At 51.9% G+C, this 20128-nt stretch carries 15 protein-coding genes; 13 read left to right on the forward strand and 2 right to left on the reverse strand.

What is annotated here, in order from left to right; genetic code table 11:
- Positions 1 to 48: 48 nt before the first annotated feature.
- The 13 genes from JJU14_RS05505 (at position 49) to JJU14_RS05565 (ending at position 16940) form a co-directional block, all read left to right on the forward strand.
- Positions 49 to 423: a cytochrome c gene (locus JJU14_RS05505; RefSeq protein WP_228611594.1), complete on the forward strand. Its 375-nt coding sequence runs from the start codon at positions 49 to 51 to the stop codon at positions 421 to 423.
- A gap of 155 nt (positions 424 to 578) precedes the next feature.
- Positions 579 to 1655, forward strand: a complete 1077-nt coding sequence (locus JJU14_RS05510) for a hypothetical protein (protein ID WP_228611595.1) — start codon at positions 579 to 581, stop codon at positions 1653 to 1655.
- A gap of 83 nt (positions 1656 to 1738) precedes the next feature.
- Positions 1739 to 2626, forward strand: coding sequence for a transporter substrate-binding domain-containing protein (locus tag JJU14_RS05515; protein WP_228611597.1), 888 nt, complete (start codon positions 1739 to 1741; stop codon positions 2624 to 2626).
- 21 nt (positions 2627 to 2647) lie between these two features.
- Positions 2648 to 4699 (forward strand): S9 family peptidase, encoded by a 2052-nt coding sequence (locus tag JJU14_RS05520; protein WP_228611598.1) that lies wholly within the window; start codon positions 2648 to 2650, stop codon positions 4697 to 4699.
- A 96-nt stretch (positions 4700 to 4795) separates the two neighbouring features.
- On the forward strand, positions 4796 to 7111 hold the full coding sequence (locus JJU14_RS05525) for an EAL domain-containing protein (RefSeq protein ID WP_228611600.1): 2316 nt from the start codon (positions 4796 to 4798) through the stop codon (positions 7109 to 7111).
- A gap of 62 nt (positions 7112 to 7173) precedes the next feature.
- Positions 7174 to 8238: a DUF3083 family protein gene (locus JJU14_RS05530; RefSeq protein ID WP_228611601.1), complete on the forward strand. Its 1065-nt coding sequence runs from the start codon at positions 7174 to 7176 to the stop codon at positions 8236 to 8238.
- Between the two features lie 107 nt (positions 8239 to 8345).
- Positions 8346 to 8573 carry a YigZ family protein gene (locus tag JJU14_RS05535; RefSeq protein ID WP_228611602.1) on the forward strand — a complete coding sequence of 76 codons (228 nt, stop codon included), beginning with the start codon at positions 8346 to 8348 and terminating at the stop codon, positions 8571 to 8573.
- Positions 8574 to 8683: 110 nt separating this feature from the next.
- A complete protein-coding gene (locus tag JJU14_RS05540; RefSeq protein ID WP_228611603.1) occupies positions 8684 to 9751 on the forward strand; it encodes a hypothetical protein in 1068 nt (355 codons plus the stop codon).
- An 81-nt stretch (positions 9752 to 9832) separates the two neighbouring features.
- The gene (locus JJU14_RS05545; protein ID WP_228611604.1) at positions 9833 to 10444 is read left to right on the forward strand and encodes a YigZ family protein; all 612 of its coding nucleotides are present in this window, start codon (positions 9833 to 9835) and stop codon (positions 10442 to 10444) included.
- A 103-nt stretch (positions 10445 to 10547) separates the two neighbouring features.
- Positions 10548 to 14213 (forward strand): ATP-binding protein, encoded by a 3666-nt coding sequence (locus tag JJU14_RS05550; protein WP_228611605.1) that lies wholly within the window; start codon positions 10548 to 10550, stop codon positions 14211 to 14213.
- Entirely contained in the window at positions 14213 to 14833 is a 621-nt protein-coding gene (locus tag JJU14_RS05555) for a hypothetical protein (RefSeq protein ID WP_228611606.1), read from the forward strand. The genes JJU14_RS05550 and JJU14_RS05555 overlap by 1 nt, the downstream gene beginning before the upstream one ends.
- Positions 14833 to 16074, forward strand: a complete 1242-nt coding sequence (locus tag JJU14_RS05560) for a hypothetical protein (protein WP_228611607.1) — start codon at positions 14833 to 14835, stop codon at positions 16072 to 16074. The genes JJU14_RS05555 and JJU14_RS05560 overlap by 1 nt, the downstream gene beginning before the upstream one ends.
- Positions 16074 to 16940 carry a Wadjet anti-phage system protein JetD domain-containing protein gene (locus tag JJU14_RS05565; protein WP_228611608.1) on the forward strand — a complete coding sequence of 289 codons (867 nt, stop codon included), beginning with the start codon at positions 16074 to 16076 and terminating at the stop codon, positions 16938 to 16940. The genes JJU14_RS05560 and JJU14_RS05565 overlap by 1 nt, the downstream gene beginning before the upstream one ends.
- Before the next feature lie 117 nt (positions 16941 to 17057).
- On the opposite strand, the gene JJU14_RS05570 is transcribed toward JJU14_RS05565, so the two are convergent.
- Both JJU14_RS05570 and JJU14_RS05575 read right to left on the reverse strand, forming a co-directional pair.
- On the reverse strand, positions 17058 to 18020 hold the full coding sequence (locus JJU14_RS05570; RefSeq protein ID WP_228611609.1) for an Abi family protein: 963 nt from the start codon (positions 18018 to 18020) through the stop codon (positions 17058 to 17060).
- Positions 18021 to 18106: 86 nt separating this feature from the next.
- Positions 18107 to 19981 (reverse strand): hypothetical protein, encoded by a 1875-nt coding sequence (locus JJU14_RS05575; RefSeq protein ID WP_228611610.1) that lies wholly within the window; start codon positions 19979 to 19981, stop codon positions 18107 to 18109.
- Positions 19982 to 20128: the final 147 nt, after the last annotated feature.

A 20128-nucleotide genomic window follows, 5' to 3' on the forward strand; every position in this document is an offset into this window, starting at 1 on the left:
TGCCAGTCTGTGGCAGGCTGCCAGAAAACCAGGGAGTAAAAGCATAGCATGAATCAACTTAGCCGCCTTTTGATCTTCGTCACTTTTGGCGTATTCGTAGCCGCCTGCTCCGATCCTGCCACCATCACCGAAACAGCCAAACCTGATCCCTGGGCGGCCCTTTCCGACAGTGAACGTGAACTGCTGCGCCATGGCGAAGCCAGAGCCCGTAGCTGCGCCGCTTGCCATGGTCCACAAGGCATTTCCCGCAACCGTATGTACCCCAGCATTGCCGGCATGAGCGCAAAGGATATGACAACTACTTTACAAGCTTATCGCAGTGGTGAAATCGTCAATCCATTAATGTCACCTCAGGCCAGGGGGTTATCGGATGAGGACATCGCAGCACTGGCATTTTACTTTACTCATCTGCAAATTGATTGAATGCTTGCGAGTCAATGTAAGATGGATTAATTTAGTTGCTTACTCAACGTTAATTCATGTGAACAAATATGCGTAGCGCTACGGTATTTATATTTTTCAGCTTTTTGATGTTAACTGCCTGCGGTGGCAATGAATCAGCACAGTCATTGCCTCCAGTGTCTAATCCTATCCCGGAGCCTGAGCCGGAACCTGCACCTTTTAGTATCCAGTTGACCGGCTTGAACGGCCTTATCGTGGCAGAATTACAACTAAGCGACCAGTATCTGTTTGCCTTGACCAATGCCGGACTGTTCCGAGCTGAGCTAAGCACCATGGAGTGGCAGCAACTTGGCTTTAACGATGAACAGGTCCTATCCCTGGCTCGCTTTGCCGATCATCACATGCTCGCTGGTGTACAGCAACTGGATGATGAGGGTTACCCTATCTTCAGCCTGTATGAAACCACAGATGCTGGTTCCAGTTGGCAGGAAATTAAACACAATTTCGGACATTACGAGACAGAGTACGAGGACGGCAAAAGTCAGACATTTCGCGCCGAACCACCCTTTGCGTTGATCTATGAAGCCGATAGCGCCACCCTTTACGGCTCTGGCTACGACGTGGTAGCCCGTTCCACCAATTATGGCCTGAGCTGGCAACCACTGCATGGTGGCTGGGGCATGTTCAGCCAACCCAACACTGCTCTTGCCATCAACCCGGCAAAAACTGAGATCTGGTCTGGTGGTCAGGGCTTGATCGAAAACCCCTTACTGTATCAATTCAAACTGCAGACCGATGAACTGACTGAGCACCATACCGCTATCCACCAGGTGTTGAGTAATCCAAACAACTTAGGCCCGGCCGTGGTTTATTCAGTCCGCTTTTTTGCTGACCAACCAAACGCTGTCTTTGTCACCGGCGAAGGAGGCATTGCTATAAGTGAAAACGGAGGTGAGGATTGGCGAAGCTTATTGGGTGATGTGGATTTTCGTTTTTACTACGATGTGTTGCAAGATCCTAACTCCTCTCGCTTATACACCGCAGGCTGGAACAAAGAGTTCGATTTACCTCAGCCTCTAATCATCGAGTGGTCTGATGACCATGGGCAAAGCTGGCAAAGCTTCCAATACCCATCCAGCAATTTGTATGGAGGCGTTCGTAGCATGGTGATACATCAGGAACAAGGAGAGCTCATGCTGTTTCTTGGTCTTTATAAAGGAGGTGTTGCCCAAGTCAGACCAATACTGCCCTGAAATAGACAGCTGACTTTGACAGAGCCAGTCTACTTTGCCAAGATAACGGCACTTTCAGCCTCGACCGCCCACAGGAATCCGTTATGTTGCAAAAATCTATCCTGCCTAGCCTGCTCATCGTGTTTGGCTTGATACTGAGCGGCTGTTCTCCAGAGCCAGGAGTCACACAAAGTACGATTGGGCAAGACCGTGGCGATAGCTTTCAACTAGCACAGCAACAAGGACGTGCCAACCTGACCGTGCTATATGTACCAGCAGAAGGCTTTGCTTACACCAATGCCGACGGTGAACTTACTGGCGTCAGTGTTGAGATTATGCGGGATTTTGCTCGCTGGGCTGAGCGTCATCATCGCATACAGCTGCAACTTAACTTTGAAGCCGAGACCAACTGGCAGCATTTTTATCAACGGGTGATGCAGGCAGAGGGTGGTGTCTTTGGCCTGGGTAATGTCACTATTACCGAAGCACGCAAACAAGAACTGCAATTCTCGCCCCCTTACATGAACAATGTCGCAGCCCTGATCACCCATCAGGATATTGCTGAGCTTGAGGACTGGGCTGATTTTTCCAGTCAGTTTGCTGAATTAGAGCCACTGGCATTTTCCGGCACCTTACACGAAGTGCGCATTCGCCGCATTCGAGACAACTATCAGCCGGACCTGGCCATTCAGCGCGTTACATCCAACCCAGATTTGTTGGAGTTAGTCGCATCGGGTGCCTTTTACAGCTACGTTGATGCCTACAATTACTGGCGCGCCCGTCAAGCTGGCATGCCGCTACGGGATCATCCACTAGCCGCAGAAACCGATGAAACCTTTGGTTTTATTATGCCGCTCAACAGTGACTGGACGCAGTTTATGCAGGCTTTTTTCGCAGCAGAAGGGGGCTATCGCAACAGTGCCAGCTACCGTCAGATCATGCAGCAGCATTTGGGTCAGGAATTGGCTGAGCTGTTGCTTGGTCACGAATAAGTGATACAGGAGTCAATCCGAATGATGTCGATGAAAACCTCTGTCAGCCATTGGCTTGGTTTAATTATACTTTGCTGCTGGCTGCCGCTGGCGCAGGCTGAGCTAGCGCACTTTAGTGCCGAGGATATTTTTGAACTGGAGTTTGCCAGTGATGTGCAAATTTCGCCGGATGGCCAGCACATCGTGTATGTTCGGAACAGCAATAATATCCAGCAGGATAATACCCAGCAGCGGCTGTGGATTGTCGATACCAATACTGGTCAGCATTGGCCACTGCTGGACGATGAATTTCAATACAGTCAACCGCGCTGGGCGCCCGATAGCAATCGCATCGCTTTTCTCTCCAACCGAAGTGGCAGCGACCAAATTCATGTGCATTGGCTCACTCAACGCCGTACCGCCCGTATCAGCAACTTAACGAACCGCCCAGAACAGCTGGCCTGGTCGCCGGATGGCCAACATCTGGCGTTTCTGATGGAGGTACCTGCTGAGCCGACCGAATTTGCCCGTAGTGTATACCGACCAAAAGTGCCGAAAGACGCTGTTTGGGCCGACACACCCATCATTGTAGAGCGCACTTATTACCAGCAAGATGGCCGAGGCTTACTGGAATCGGCTTACCGCCAGGTCTTTGTACTGCCAGCTTCTGGAGGCAGCGCCCGTCAGCTGACTGAAGGCCCTTACCTGCACCAGGGGCCTCTGGCCTGGGCACCAGATAGCCAGCGCTTAGTCTTCTCTGCCAACCGCAACACCGATTGGGAGTATCAACCACGTCAAGCCGATTTGTATCAAGTGCAGCTTAAAGACGGCAGAGTTCAATCACTGCTGAGTGGGGCTGGCCAACACTACCATCCGGTATTCTCGCCGGATGGCTTGCAACTGGCTTTTTTGTTTGCCTCAGATAAGCCTGTCGCTTACCGCAACAGCAAGTTGCAGTTGCTGGATCTCCGTAACAACGAAGTGCAGCCGCTACTAAAAGAGCTGGACCGCTCGGTAGAAAACCCGATCTGGCAGGACAATCAACAACTGGTGTTTCAATACGAAGACCGAGGCCTGACCAAAGTGGCCCGGGTAAGCCTGCGTAACCGGATGGCGGATCTGGTCAGTGACCTATCCGGTGCAAACTCGGGCCGGCCCTATTTAAGCGGCATGTTCAGCCTGTCGGATAAAGGCCAGCTGGCTTATACCCGCGGCTCCTCGCAGCGGCTGGCCGATGTCGCTCTTTGGCAACATGGTCAGGTGCGCAATCTGACCAAACTGAATGAAGATCTGCTGGGCCAGCGCCAGTTGGGCAAGGTGCACGAATTTATCTACCGCTCAAAGCTGGATGATGAAGAAATTCATGCATGGTACATCACACCACCGGGGTTTGACCCCAGTAAAAAATACCCGCTGATCTTGGAAATTCATGGCGGCCCTCACCTGCCTTATGGCCCGCACTTTTCCGCCGAGCTGCAGCGCTATGCCGCCGAAGGTTATGTGGTGCTGTACAACAATTACCGTGGCAGCATTTCCTATGGTGAGCGCTTTGCGCTCTTGTTGCAAAACAAATACGCTTCCACCGATGACTTTGCCGATCATATGTCTGGCATCGATGCGATGATTGCCAAAGGCTTTATTGATGAAAATAATTTGTTTATTGCCGGCGGCTCGGCTGGTGGCATTGCCACTGCGTACGCGATTGGACTAACCGATCGCTTTAATGCCGCAGCAGCCACCAATCCGGTGATCAACTGGGTCAGCAAAGTGCTGACCGCCGACAGTTACATGGCGCAAATTCAGAATCAATTCCCGGGCATGCCTTGGGAACAGCATGAGCATTACTGGCAGCGCTCGCCACTGTCGCTGGTAGGTAATGTGACGACACCCACCCTGCTCTTTACCGGTGAGCTGGATCGCCGTACGCCCATGGCTGAGACCGAGCAGTTTTATCAGGCCCTTCGGCTGCGGCAAGTGGATACCGCTATGGTAAGGGTGCCTGGTGCTTATCATGGTGTATCCAATCGCCCCAGCCGAATGATTGCCAAGGTCGAGCACACCCTGGCCTGGTTTGCCCGTTACCGTAAGGAGTAACGGGACGAACAGCTCAAAAGCAGTGTCGACATGGATTCGATTCCAACGACTTTATAGGCTACACTGACTCTTCATCTGCTTGACAGGAAAAGAGATTTGGCCAAACTGCGGCAAAACATCTGGTTTCTCTTTGCACTGCTTTTTCTCGGTAGCTGTGTGCTGCTGGTTTTTTTCCTGCATCAGCGCTGGCAGTTGGTGGTGCAAGAGCATAGTCAACAACAACATACTCAGGTGCAGCAACTGGCGTCCTCAGTACAGTCGCTGCTCTCAGTACAGCAAGTGTTGGCCGACTTGTACCACGATCAGTTGGTACAACTGGTCAAGGCCGAGCAATTGGATATCGAGCAAGGCACCCGGTTGCTTGATCATCTGATGCAAAATAACCGCTATGCCACCGCCTATGCTATTTCACGCCTGGATGGTGAGCTTTTATGGGTAAGCTCTAATCGCACGATTGCTGCCTTGGGAAATCTAAAGGATTTAAATGAATCACTGTTTAATCAGGCATTGCAGGCAAACCAACTTACTCTGGGGCCAACCTATTACATCCCCAGCATGGATGCCTGGACCATCCCGGTCAGACAGGCGCTGCGCCTTTCAGAGCATGAACCCCTTGCCATGATGGCATTAGGGATCTCGTTAAAAGAGGAACTGAATTCTTTTATTGCCCCGTTATTACTACCGAAAATGAACAGCGTTGCCCTGATCCGGCAACAAGATGGCTACTACCAGTTTTTTGCAGGTGAAGCTTCAAGTTCAGCAGAGCGTTACGAAACACCGGTCGCGCTGACTGTATTGCAACAGCTGCAAGCCAGACTAAAAGCCAACACCGGCCTGAGTCTGCAACAACTGCGGCAGTCCGAAGAAGCCTACAACATCCGACTTACACTACCCGAAGGCCAGATTCAGACTGTGATCCGCTATTTGCCGGAATATCAGCTGTGGGCCGTATCTAAATTGCATAGCCGGGTGATGCAACAGGTATTTTGGCACAACTCCTGGCGTTACCTCGGCGTGTTCCTGCTTAGCCAGTTGCTGTTGTTTTTTCTGGTGCGCACCATTGCCCACGCCGACCGTTCACGGCGCGCCGAGTTGATGTTTGAAGCCACCCACGATCAATTGACCGGGCTACCAAATCGAAACTACCTCCGCCAACATAACAGTAAATTGCTTGGTTCAGCCGAAAGTGGCTGCTATTTGCTGTTTCTGGATTTAGACAACTTCAAAACCATCAATGATTCCTTTGGTCATGAGTTGGGCGATGTTGTTCTGAAGGAAGTAACCCGCAGATTGAAAGTGCAGGCCGGTCACTCGGGTTCCATTGTGCGCCACGGTGGCGATGAGTTCCTGATTTTTCTGCCCGCCGCTTCCGAGCAGGCAGCGATGCAACTTGCCAGCCAGCTTGTGCAGCAATTATCCAGCCCGTACCAGGTGGAAAAGCTACGCTTTGTGCTGGGTGCCAGTATTGGCATTGCGCACTACCCCAGTCATGCCAGTCAATTGGATGATTTGGTGCGAGCAGCGGACATCGCCATGTACGAGGCAAAGAAAACCAAAAACAATATCTCTCTGTACAGCAAGCCGCTGGATGCACGTTACCAGCGCCGCTTTGCAATCGAGCAACGCCTGAGAACGGCCATTGAGCAACAGCATTTATTTATGGTGTACCAGCCGCAAATTGATAGCCGAGGTCAGCTGCATGGGGTGGAAGCCCTGGTTCGCTGGCAGGATCCGGTCGATGGTTTTATCCCACCGGATCAGTTTGTGCCAGTAGCTGAAGACAGCGGCCAGATGCCTTTGCTTGGTCAATTTATTATGCAGCAAGCCTTTGCCGACATCAGCAGGATCCAGCAACAGCTTGGGCAACGTTTTCAGCTTTCTCTGAATATCTCGGTTCGCCAACTGCTGCAAAGCGACTTTCTGACGCAGCTGAGTCAACACATTCAACAATTCAGTCTTGCCGCGGAGCAACTCACCTTAGAGCTGACGGAAAGCATCCTGATTGAGGACCATGATCATGTTTGTCAGCTGCTGGGCAGCATCAAACAGTTGGGCTGCAAAGTGTCCATGGATGATTTTGGTACCGGTTACTCATCCTTAAGCATGTTGCGCTCGTTGCCGGTAGATGAGCTTAAAATCGATAAGAGCTTTATTGATTGCATGCGTGATGACGAGACCTGCCGCAATATGACCGCCAGCATTATTGCCATTGGCCAGCGCATGAAATTACTGACCATTGCCGAAGGCGTCGAGCACAGCCATGAACGAGATCTGCTGCTGCAAATGGGGTGTGAGCTGTATCAGGGCTACTTCTTTGCCAAGCCGATGCCGGCAGAGCAACTACGGAGTTATTTGCAACAAATGAAAGCTGACCAGCCCATAGAAGGAGCAAACTTTAATCCAGGACAATAAAATGATCACCTGCATGATCTAGACTTAGCGCCATTGCATTCAGGATTTCAAGGAGTCCCATTATGGCGTCGCACAACCCGCATCGCGTTTACATTCCAACCAATGCCCATTCCAACCAGTATCTGTTGGCCGAAATCAAACTGGATGATGGCTTTTACAGCCACTATGCCAGCAGCGAAGATTGCTATCAGGGGCTGGCACAGCAGCTGTTTAACCTGGCCGATGCGCTGGAGCTGCGCAATGTGCACTTGATTGCCAACGATAAGCTGCCGGTAGTGCGCTTTCATACCGAGTCCTACACTTTTCAAACCGAGAAGCAAATTCTGTTTTTCTACAATCCTAGATACCATGAAGGCCAGAATCTGTTTGTCACTCCAGGCTATCAGGCGCGGAAAATCCGTTTGCTGTTTCTGGCCACCGGTGAAGAACTGCGTAGCCAGGCCGCCAGCTTCCATGGCAAAGTGGTGCAATTGCTTAAGCAGTTAAAAAGCCAATTGGCCGAGCCCTGTGCCATGAAACTGCGCGACCATCAGCATTTATCCTACGATCTTTTTGCTAAAACCAAAGGCCATAAAGAAAGTTACGGTTACAAACTGCGTGGTCTGTACCCGCGCTATCAGGCCAGGCAATGCGAGCTGCCAGCCGAGCACAGTGAAATTACCTACGTGACTGTGACGCTGCCGCTCAGCCGAGCGCTGAAACAGCAGTTGCTGCATGAACGAAGTGAAGACTTCAGCCCACTGTACCAAAGCCTGCAGGATAAATTCCAGCAAGCCTGTGCTGGTAAGAAGCTGGACCGGTTGGCGATGGTCGCCAATGGCCTGACCCCTCTGGTGCGTAACAGCAAATGGGACCAGCACGATAAAAACCGCGAGCTGCAGAAAATCAGCTTCAACCCTGACTGCAGTGAGCCGCAGTACCTGACCTTCTGGCAGGCTGATAATTTGGTAGAAAGCGCGCATTTTGTGCTGGTAGCCAGCAAGGAAGACAATACCGAAATGGGCTATGGCCGCTTTATGAACCAGGTAGAAGATGCGCTACGTAGCTTCGCCAAAAGCATTGGCTTTGATGGCAACCATCAGAACCTGACAGTGCGGTTTTTCCAGCATATCAGTTACGTGCTGTAAGCTGTGCTAGCATGAAGATTCAGGGTGCGGCAGACTGTCGCACCTTTTTTCGTTATACTCATATCCTTTGCTAAAACGTTCCATTTGAAATGCAAAGCTATACCATTTTGACCGCTCCAGTCGAACATCGCATCAGTGAGAAAAACAGCGACTTTCTGACCTTTTTGCAGCCGGTGCAAAACCGTGATGAAGCTATGCATTGGGTAGAGCAGTACCGCAACCGTTACCGCGATGCCATCCATGTCTGCTGGGCCTTTGTGATTGGCCATACCCGCCAACCAGAGGCACAAGCCTTTAGCGATGATGGCGAACCGAGCGGCACCGCAGAGTTGTAACCAGTCATTTGGCGGCCAGCAATCAATTGGTGAAGGCTGTGTTATTATCCCTTAATATCTCATAGTTCACTATCAGGCACGACGTGCCTGATAGTTTTTAGAGCGAGCCAATGACCACCATAAAGAAAACGCTGCTGTTAAGCCTGATAATGCTCACAACCGGTTGTAGCAGTGCCTCGCAACTTGAAAACTGGCTGGCACAGAAACATTCTAATAGGGTGTATCAGAACAATCCGGGTACCATTTCGGCTGCTATCGTTATGCGTGAAAGTAACCATTCACCGTATAGCAAAAACGGTTATAACCTGTGGCTAAGAACACTAGCCCATTACCGAGCACAGCCAAATGCGCTGACCGGCAGACAATTAACAGCATTGGATTATCTTCCGCTAACAAGCATTCAAACGGACAGCATGCAGTTAACTTTCAGTTACGACAGTCGGTTAAACTGCCCGGAAGCAGATATCAATTCATGGCAGGAATTTCTTGCAAGCTCTTTTCCTGAACTTTTGTTTCAACAGTTCCAGTTGCCTTATGATGTCAGGGTACGCTTTGTCTCCAAACAATCGTTTCATTTTATGCATCGGATTGATCCAGTTGTCGCACAACTAAACTTTTACTTTCCGGCCGATTGCCAGGACATCCAGCAAGAAGAATGGCGCGCTAGGCAGCTCGCCACCATCATCCATGAAATCACGCATATCGAACAGTTTTGGATTTTTGACAGATACAGCAGGCTCGTCCAGTTTCCCGAGGTCATTACGAAGTCGCCCCCAGACCCATACCGCCTCTTAGATGAGTACATTGCACATAAAATGGATATTTGTGCGATGCTTATCAGCGTGACGGATAGCTCCATTCCAGACAAGCCGATAATGCGATTTATTGTTAATCTGCCTACAGATTTCTCAGAAGACTATACACTACAAAATTTAGGGGTACGGGAAGTACTTAGCACTGATTACGATACTGCAAACTTTTCTGAAGGCGGTGGGCTTTACTCCACTCTCGGAGAGTTGCTGGCGAATGACTGGCTGGCAAAGTACGCCGATGATGAGGGCTTTATCTTCCACAGTAGCACGATGGATGATAATTTTATCGGCGCTTGCCAAAGCATTTTAAGCGCGGAGGCTATCATTGAAGCTGGCCAGGAAATTAAGCAATTACTGACAAAGTAACCACCGCTCAAACAAGTTCGGCACGATACGCTCTGTTTTTTCCGCTATGATACTCAGCCAACTATCCTAAATGCATTATCTATGAGTCACTTTACCATTCTTGCCGCCCCGCTTGAGCACCAGCTGTCGGAAAAAAACAGCGACTTCCTGACCTTTCTGCAGCCGGTGCAAAACCGCGACGAAGCCATGCATTGGGTAGAACAGTACCGCAACCGTTACCGCTATGCCAGTCATGTCTGCTGGGCCTTTGTGATTGGCAATACCCGCCAACCAGAGGCACAAGCCTTTAGCGATGATGGTGAGCCCAGCGGCACCGCCGGCCGACCGATGCTGCATGTGCTGACGGAACGAGAACTTGGCAACAGCCTGGCGGTGGTGGTGCGTTATTTTGGTGGTGTCAAACTCGGTGCCGGTGGCCTGGTGCGAGCCTATTCTGCTGCCGTATCGCAAGCGGCTAGTCTGGCTGAACTGAGTACAATAAGCCCGCAGACAGAGCTAAGCATTCAACTCGGTTTTGCCGATGAAAGCAAAGTACGGCAACTGCTTTGTGAGCATCAGGGCGAGCTATTAAACAGCGATTACAGCCACCTGGTCACTCTAACCATCCGGCTGCCACAAAACGCTGAAGCAGTATTTTGCCAGCAACTGAGCAATCTAACTGCAGGCAGCGCCGTAATTGACGGTCACGACTGATTTCCTCTTTGGCATTTGCTGCCAATCTGTGGATAATAACCGCCATAACACGACACAAAAATGACACCATGGCAGCAACAGCGTGCTGCCGACAGGATGCGCTATGTCTCAATTACTTCGTATTGTGCTGATCCACACCCACCTGCCTGGTGTGGTGGAATTGCAGCTGGACCAGCACACCAATATTTGTGGCACCAATGCTTCGGGCAAAACCACCCTGCAGCGGCTGGTGCCGGTGTTTTACGGCGAGCAGCCGAACCGGGTGGTGCCCAAAACACGCAAAAAGTTTGATGAATTTTACCTGCCCTACTCCAACAGCTATCTGGTGTACGAGTACCGGCGTGAAAATGATGAGATCTGCCAGGTGGTGCTGACCAAGAAAAGCGATGGCGGTGTCGAGTACCGTTTTGTCGGCGCGCCTTACCAGAGCGATTTCTACCTGCAGCAAAGTGACGAAGGGGTCAAGGCGCTGAGCTACAGCGACTGGGCCAGCGCCATGCGGGCCCGGCCCGATGTGCAGGTGTCGGCCAAAATCAGTGCCACTAGCGAGTACCGCAGTATTATTCAGAACGATGCTGCTGCGCTGCGCGGCAACAATGCCGACAGCGTCAAGTTGCGCCGGCTGGCAGCCAGTTTCAGCCTGGTGGCCAGTGGCCATAAGCTGCGCCATATTGAAAAGCTGGTCAGCGCCGTTCATGCCAAAGAAGGCAAAATGGACACCTTAAAAGCCATGCTGGCGGCCATTTTTGAAGAAGATGGTGTGACCCTGCCGACCACCAAGGTAAAAAACACCAAGGCGCGGGACTGGATCCAGCAAATGCGCCAATCGATGCGGCTGGACCGGCTGCAGCAGGATTTCGAGCGGCTGCAGCAACTAGCACTGCAACTGGATGGTGCCGAAGCCCAGCTGGCGGCTTTGCTGCCCCTGCTCGAACAGGATGAGCAGCAATTAAAGCAACAGCGCGCCGATGCCGAGCAGCAGGTGCAGAGCCTGCGCCAGCAACTGCAAAGTGCCAAAGAGCTGTATCAGCAGCAACAGCTGGAACACAACAGCCAGCTGGCCAAAGTCGAAGCCGATCTGCATGAAACCTCGGCCCGGCTGGATCGCCTGCAGCAGCAGTTTGATGACTTTGACAGCAAAGACATGCCGAAGCTGCAGCGCGATACCGATGCGCTGCCGCTGTGGCGTGAAACCCTGCAAGAGCTGGCCGAACAGTACCAGTTGATGGTGGAGCAGCACGGCGATATGGAGCGTCAGCTGGAGCAGCGTAAAGCCAAACTGGCCGAATCCTTTAACCGCTTAAGCGAGCAGCACAGAGCCAAAGCCAAGCAGCTGCAGCAGCAAAAAGATCAGACCCGCGAGCAGCAGGACAACAAACTGGCCACACTGGAACAGGCCTTTCAAAGCCGCTTGCACGAGCAACAACAAACCTTCGCCACTCAGCTAAGCGACTGCCACAGTGCCATCGCCGTGCTGCAAAGCCAGCTCAGCGCCTCGCCGCTGACCGAAGCCGAGCACGACGAGCTGCGCGCCGCCGAACTGCGGCTGGAACAAGCTCAGCAGCAGGCCCAGCAGCAGGCCCGCCAGCTGCAGCAGTTGCAAAAGCAGCATCAGCAAGCGCAGCAACAACGTGAGCAGGCCGATCAGCAGCTCGAGTCCAGCCGTAAAGCCCAGCACAGCGCCGAGCAGCAGCTGCACAGCCTTGAGCGCCAGTTAAGCCCAGAGCAAGGCAGTTTGCGCCATTTCCTGCGGCTTCATTACAACGGCTGGGAGCAAAAGCTGGGCAAGGTGCTGGACGAGCGGCTGCTGGAGCGGCACGATCTTCAGCCGCATCTGCTGGATCTGACCGACAGCCTCTATGGCCTGCAGCTGGATTTAGCAGCCATCGACACGCCGGATTACGCCCAGGACGAAGCCGCCATTCGTCACCGCCTGCACAGTGCCGGGCAACAGCTGGAGCAAGCCAACACCAACAAAGCCGCCGCCGAGAAGGCATTAAAAGACAAGTACGAGCAGGCCGAACTGGCCCGGGCCCAGCTGGAGCAGGCCGAATGGCAACTGACCCAGTACGAGCAAAACATCGACTACGCCCGCGATGCCCGCAACCGCTTAGACGCTCAGCAGCGCGAGCTGGTGAAACAACGTCAGGCCTCTGTGCGCTCGGAGCTTGGCGCCCGTCAGCAGCAACTGGAAAAACTGCAGCATCAGCAGCAACAGGACTTGAATGGCCTGAAAGACGACCATAACAGCCAGAAAATGGAACTGAAAGCCGACTGGCAGGCCGAGCTGCAAGTGTTCGACGAGCAAATGGATGAGCTGGAGCGCCAGCTGGAGCGTAAGCGCGAAGACAACAAAAGCCAGCTGCGCGAGCTGCAGCTGGCCTTTGCCGAAGAACTGTCGGCCAAAGGCATCGATCCACGCCGTCTGGCGGAGCTGCGGCAAAAGCAGGACCAGCTCAAAGCCGATATTCAGGCCGTCACCGGGCGTCAGAATGAACTAAGCGCCTGGCAAAGCTTTATGCAACTGGACTGGCAGCAACTGCGCCCGCAACTGCTGGAGCAGGAAACCACGCTGAAACAGCAACAGCGCAGCAGCCGTCAGGCGCTGGAGCAATTAAAAGCCGATTACAGCCAGCAGCAAAAGCAGCTGGATGCACAAAAGCAGCAGCATCAGGAGCAGATGCAACACGCCGAGCAGCGGCTGGCGCAATTAAAGCCGTGTTTAAGCAAGCTGGCCGAGCTGCACCTGAGCACCGTGAAGCCAGCCAGTCTGGCGGCCTGCGCCGATGTGATCGAGCGACTGTCCCGCACCAACGAAGCCCTGGAGCAGCGCAGCAAGCTCGATAGCGCACTGAAGCAGGCGATGGAGCAGTTTGAAAGCATGCTGAGTAAAGATGCCGGTCCTGAGTTTCTCGATCGGCTGGAGCATGAAAAACGCAAACTGCCCGACTACGCCGGCAAGCGCGAGCAGTTGCCCATCCTGTCCGATTTGCTGCGCATTTTAAAAGATGCCCAGCAACAGCTGCTGGAAATGGGCGAGAACATTGGCGGCGATCTGAAAAAGTTTTTCACCGTCTTTAGCGACATCAACCGCCGTATTGCCCTGCAAAGCCGCCGCTTAAGCGAAGCCGTAGCCGACGATTTGGTGCTGGAAGGCATCAGCCGCTCGGAAGTACGCATTCTATCCACCATCGACGAGCTGGGTTTCTGGCAGCCGCTGAAGCACTTCGCCAAGCTGTACGATGACTGGGGAGCTTCCGGCAAAGCCCTGCCCTCAGAGCAGTACTTAAACGCCCTGGCCGATGTGGTCGAGCTGCTGCGCGCCGACGAGCAATACAGCATCGAATCGCTGCTGCGGCTGGAGCTGCATTTAAGCGAAGGCGGCTCCGAGCTGGTGATTAAAAACGACCGCCAGCTGCTGGAGTCGTCCAGCCATGGCATGGCGTACCTTATTCTGTGCAAATACCTACTGGCCTTTACCCGCTTGCTACGCGGCGATGCCAAGGTCAGCATTCATTGGCCGATTGATGAAATCGGCACCCTGGCGTACCACAACGTGGAAAAACTGTTCCAGGCTTGCAGCAGCAACAACATCGTGATTGTTGGCGCCTTCCCGAACCCGGAATCCGATGTGCTGATGCTGTTCCAGCACCGCTATCTGATTGAGCCAAGCCAGCAGGATCCGAGCAAACGTCAGCTTAAACGCATTCAACCCAAAGTCAGCCGCCTTGCTGAGCGACTGGCGCAGAAACAGCAGGAGGCCAGCTGATGCTGCAACACGGCCCTTTACTGGAACGGCTGCTGGCCGGTGACTTTATCTGTCAAATCAGCGACGAAGATGCCTTTCGCCACCTCGGCAATGAGCAAACCCAGCAGGACATCAACCACTACCTGCGGCCACTGAACCGCCGGTTGGTTAGCAACGACGATGGCTCGGTGTTTTACCTGGGTTACCATGAGCTGACCAAAGAAGCCCGCGAGCATTTAAGCAGCCAGTTTGCGCTCACCGTGCAATCCTTGCTGCCGCTGTTGGAGTGGCTGCAACTGGTGCAGGAAACCCTGGGCCGCGACAGCGCCCTGACCGCCGGTGATACCATCAAGCTGCAGGAGTTTGTGCTGCGCACCGAAGACAACCAAAGCCTGCGCCAGCGTCTGAACGCCCTTGCCAGCGACCGCTTTTTTAACAGCCAGAGCGAGCAGCTGGACAGCCAGGTCAAACTGATTTTCCGCCGCTTAAAAGAGCACGGCTATCTGTTGCAACCGCACAGCGAACGCCAGTACTACATTGTCACCGGCAAAATTGACCATCTGCTGGATGTGATCCGCTTTATCCGCGATGAAGAGCAGCTGCCGGTGGACGATACCCCCAGCCAGGAGGCGCTGCTCTGATGGCCCCGCTCGACTCACAGCTGACGTCCAATTTATTCAGCATCGGTGCCGAGCGTCTGGCCTTGCTTGGCAAGCACCACAAAGCCCTGATGCAGGGCTATCTGGATGGTCAGGTCGATGAAACGGCCTTTAGCGAAGGGGCGCTGAAAAAACTGATCGCCGCCCGGATTTTATGGCGACCAGACGAGCAACAGCCTTTGGCACTGCGGCCTTTGGTCAGTGAACTGATTGCCAGTATGGTGGCCGATGAAAACCGCCGCCAAATCAACGCCGATGTCGCCGAAAAGCTGGAACAAATCCGCAACCGGGTGCAGGCCTACCGCGATGCGCAGTACAAAGGCGATTACAGCGTGGCCGAGCTGCAGCTGCAGCGCCTGACCGAGCATGTGCACGACTTAAGCGGCCAGTTTGAAGAGGCCATTGACAGCCTCTGGCACCGGCTGAACAGCGACTTTGGTTTTGTCAGTAGCCTGGATGATAAAATCCGCGAAAACGAACGGGCACAAAAGCAACTACGCCGTTTGCTGGATGGCCTGGATTTGCTCGATTTCAACGAACTGATTGAGCTGTCCGAAGGCAATAACCACCTGCGTAAACTGCTGGTTAGTCAGCTGCAAAACCAGCTGAGCTCGCACCACAGCAGCTTGCTGGAAGTGCAAAAACGGCTGGTGCAGCTGCTGGCCAAGTTCCGTCAGCAGCAGGCCCGCTCGATGCTGATTGCCAATATGGCGGCCTTTTTGCGCCAGCATCCAAAATACCAGCCGGCCGATTACCCCAACCGCTCCGAGCTACCGTCGTTGTTCAATCAGGCGGCGGCCATCCGGCCACAAGCCGCCATCGCCCTGGATAAAGCCAGCGAGCGGGCGGTACTGGCCGAACTGGTGCGTGCCCTGCCACGGCCAGGCAGCATCGAACTGCCCGAGCAGCACAGCGCCAGCTTTGCTGAGCTACTGGCCGATGAAGAAATCACCGCCCGCCAGCAGGCGCTGAAAACCGATGTGGAAAACTTCTACCTGAGGGTGATCGATCAGGGCGGCAAACTGAGTGCGCTGGATTATTTGGCCCAACAGCAACTGAGTTGGGACAGCGAGATCTGGCTGTATCAGATCCTGGCTGAATACCAGGCGCTGCCGTTGGAGGAAAAGCAGATGTTTGCCATTCGCCGCGAAGAAGCCCCGGCCAGCTCGGTTAACCAGCTGCTGCTGATCCGCGATATTCAGCTGACCCTGCGGGCGGCATAATGCTGCCGGTATTAAGCCCGGCAGCCTGCCGCTTTTTGCGTCAACTATCGCCTAAGGTGCTTGCCGCAGGCCGGCTGAAAAAATCAACCCGGCAAAAGTCTGTGCAGGAAGTCCTTTGCTGGTGTCTGGCGCATCAGCTGGAGCAGGTGCCCGGCAACTGTCTGCAGCGGCCGGATTTTTACTTCGAGCCAGCCCTGCTACAGCAAATTGCTGCGGTGCAACAGGCATTGGGGCACCCCGATTATCGGCTGGATTTCTCGAACCAGAGCCGGCCGGATGCGGCCTTGCAAAGCCAGATTGAGCAAAAAAGTATTGGCATCAAACCACGGCAAGCAAGGATCTTACTGCGACTGCCTCAGCCCCAAAGGCTGGCTGGTATTGCCGTACAAGAACTTGATCTGGACTGGCAGCAGCTGTCGTTGCCCGACTATGAAGCCCTGCTGGTGGTGGAAAACCTGGATTGCTTTTATCAGCTGGAGCGCTTTGCGATCGAGCTGCCTTACCAGCACATCCTGATCGTCTATCGCGGTGACCGCCACTACAGCAGCGGCTGCAAAGCACTTAAAGCCGCCTGGTTAAGTTTGCAAAAACCAACCATCTATTTTGGCGACTTTGATGGCAAAGGTGTCAGCATCGCCTTGCACGAAGGCTATCAGGCCATGCTGTTGCCAGCTTTTGCCGAGCTGCAACAACAGGTCAGTGCAGCCATGCTGCCCGATAAACAGCTAAAATTCCTGCCCGCGACCGAACAACACCCGACCAGCCCAGCTTTTCAACCTTACCAACAATTGCTTTGCCAGCAACTCAAGGGACTGCGGCAGCAACAGATGCAGGGGATGGCGCTAGCGCCTGTCTTGTTGAGCTAAACTTCCTTCAATCAGCTGCATGCTTGCCAGCAAGCGGCATCTTGACAACCAGTTCGTTTCTACCTAGTATAATTGTCAATATGCCCGGCGCCTCTGCATCACTGCACGCGTCGGTTCTCATTTCTGACACAGCGAAAGCCATAGCTCCCTCCAGTGAGAGTTCAGGCCTAAATCATCCAACACCAAAGCCCCATTGTTCGTTTCGGGGAAGTCCTCTAAAAGCTCCATTAGCCGTTTCCCCCAACTGGAGTTCGGACATATGACTGCCATCATTTTTTGCATGATACAAAAGTACATGAATGGCTTGGCATTATCTAAACCAAGCCATTCCTGAGGCAATGGAGAACGCTCCAGCACATTGATATTCCATAGTCGACTGTGATGGGCTGCTACATTTCGAATGAAGTTAAGACTGCGCAACCACCTCGCCAAAACATCTCCACTGGCTAAGCCATACTTATTGGCGATTTGATTTTTATCGTGGTACTTCATGCCGGCAAACAACCGGGATAGTAAGCCAAAATCCCAAACTTCGATAGCAACCCAAATCGGTAAATGCCCTTGATACTTTGCACTATGATGCTCGATAAAAGGCTCCTTCCTGGCACGCCAAACCATGGTTTCGAATTTTTCAAGCCACAGTTGGTGATCTGTCTTTCCTTGATGGGGCCCTCTACGATTGGCTCTTTTGGCGAAGTTTCCATGCAGACACTCAGGATTTTGGTGCGCACAAGGGTCCTTTGCACCCAACAAATAGGCCACATCTACACGGATCGCCATTTCAATCCGCTCCAACGCATCAAGCGCTAATAGCCTTAGCCTCTTATCAAACACATAAAGTTGAACCACATCTTCAAAGTGACTGTCTGGCACAAAGTTATCGGAACGAACTGGACGGCGTTGCGTTGCAGTATGAGCATGGTCGATGGCACGAAGTGGATACCAGTAACCGCTGAGTCGGTAATAGCCAATTCTGGAAAGATAGTTTAATGCAGCAGCCTCGTGGTCTACTTTCAGACCGCGTTGCTGCAGAATGTTCAGTTGCTCTTCCATTGAGCGCCAAGGTTTTAATTCAGGCATTAATTAGATTCCAGCTCATGAAATCATGATGAAAAAAACCGCAAACAACCACTGAAAATTAACTATCAACACTTCGAGCCCACACCTCAAATACTTTTTGCGATTAAATCGGCTTTCAGCAACCCGCCTTTGGTTAGTAAACGAGCGGAGAAATTTGGTTTGCGTTTACTCCGATAGGCATCATAAATTTGCTTTAGCCCATCCGCTGTGAGTAAAGAGATATTCACCTCGGTATCCATCTCAGCTGACTCAATAAAATCCTGCGAAAAACTTGGAGCAATAATCAGCACCTGTGCGACACGTTTTCCCTGATTTTCGCATCGTTTAACATAGGCCTTTATCTGCCGTGAAGTGCTGGAGTATTTTGCAAAATCACCATTCTTGCAGGTTTTGGCCTCACCAATAATAATATCGTCATCGCTAATGGACAGGATAATATCAGCTTTATCTTTAGCCGTGTTTATCGACTTGCGAAGCTCTTCATCCACATTCAAATCCATCTGCTCCAGGATAGTTTTGGTGGCCTCCTCAAATTTCAGACCAAGATCTGCCTCGGAGACATCAATACCTGATTCTTTAAGCCCCATCAGATCACGTCGAGCTAAAGCAGCAAAATTTTCAATCAATTTATCATTTGCGCTGGCGAATACATCAAGCAGATGAAATCTTGGGTTACCCTTTTTGGGAAGATTCATCGTATCCCGCAACTCTCTCATTTCATCGTTGCTAATTAAATAAAGCAGGTCATGTGGGGTGATGCTCAAAGCTCGTAACCGCTCGACATTGATTTCTTCAGTATCTTCAAGCTCAAACTCTCTTTTGAGACGTTGTGAAAGTGACTCTTGGCGGCCATCAGGATCTTTGCCATGGAAGCTCTCCTCCAGCGCATCGAACATTTCTTTATAGCCTGTTGCGCTCATGGCATTAAATTCACGATCAGTAGCTGTATTCAAACTATCCAGAATGACATCTATCCGCTCATCGACTGTTTGCCCTATTCGCTCAGCTTCAATATCCAGATCTGTGATCAGCTGCTTCAAGCGCTCTTTGCGTTTATTTTGACTTTCATTTTCGTCATACAGATCCCTTCCTAGCATATCCCTGACAGAAATACCGGAATGCATGATGGTTGAAATTCTCTCACTGCGGGAAACCCCACGAATTCGCTTACCATAACTTTTAAGAATGTTGGCAAGTTCAGCGTCGGATAGCACCCGTAATATCCTTAACAAATGCTTATCCGCCAACTCTTTATGTTGAATTTGGTTAAGTATGGCAACGACTTCGTCAGGAATCAGTACTTCTGAGCGCTTCCGGTTGATGAAAATCACCCCCATCTCGCGTAAGTCCTGCAAACAATTTTCGACTGTTTCCTTCCCCGCTTTTATCGGATCAGACAGATGCTCAATAGCTACGACTTCATCGTGAGAAATTTTCAGGTGCTGGGCGAGGACATTGAGAATACTTCGTTCATCATCAGAGATATTGGCTTGCCTGTTCGTTTTAAGATCGTTGGAGTAGGCAATTTTAAGGCAGTCATTAAAAATCTTAAGTCGATGTTCACGACAGTAGTTATCCGCTGTACAGCTGTTTACCTCTTGCTGTATTTGCCTCGAAAGCGAGTCCAGCACCTCCCATTCCCGACTATATAATTGCTCTAGCCAACTAATTCGGGCTACGCCATTACCATCACGGCTTAGTATATTAACCAGCAAAGCCATAGAGGCATCACAGAGTGTCAGCCGTTCTTCAATCGCAGCTTTGTAGTGACTGGAAACTGCCGCAAATAGCTGTGAGATTTCGCTACCTGATGCATCTTTGATTTGACGGTTGACCTTATTCAAGGTTTTGTCGATAACTGAATCATAAGCCGCAGCATTGCTGCACAACTTGTCCAGACAGGTAATGAACTTAGATTTTTCAATTTGATTTAGCGCAGACAGAACTTGGTTCAACTTCATTGGATATCCCTTTCTTATTGTTTTGATATTGCTTGCAGCAACGGCTATCTAACTGGTTATCATTTAACCAAATGAGTATTCATACCCAATCTAGAACATAAGCTGCTGTTTCGCAATTTAAAACAGAATTTAGAACGTTCAGATATC

It is taken from the genome of Alkalimonas sp. (assembly GCF_020831925.1).
Taxonomy (GTDB): Bacteria; Pseudomonadota; Gammaproteobacteria; order Enterobacterales; family Alteromonadaceae; genus Alkalimonas.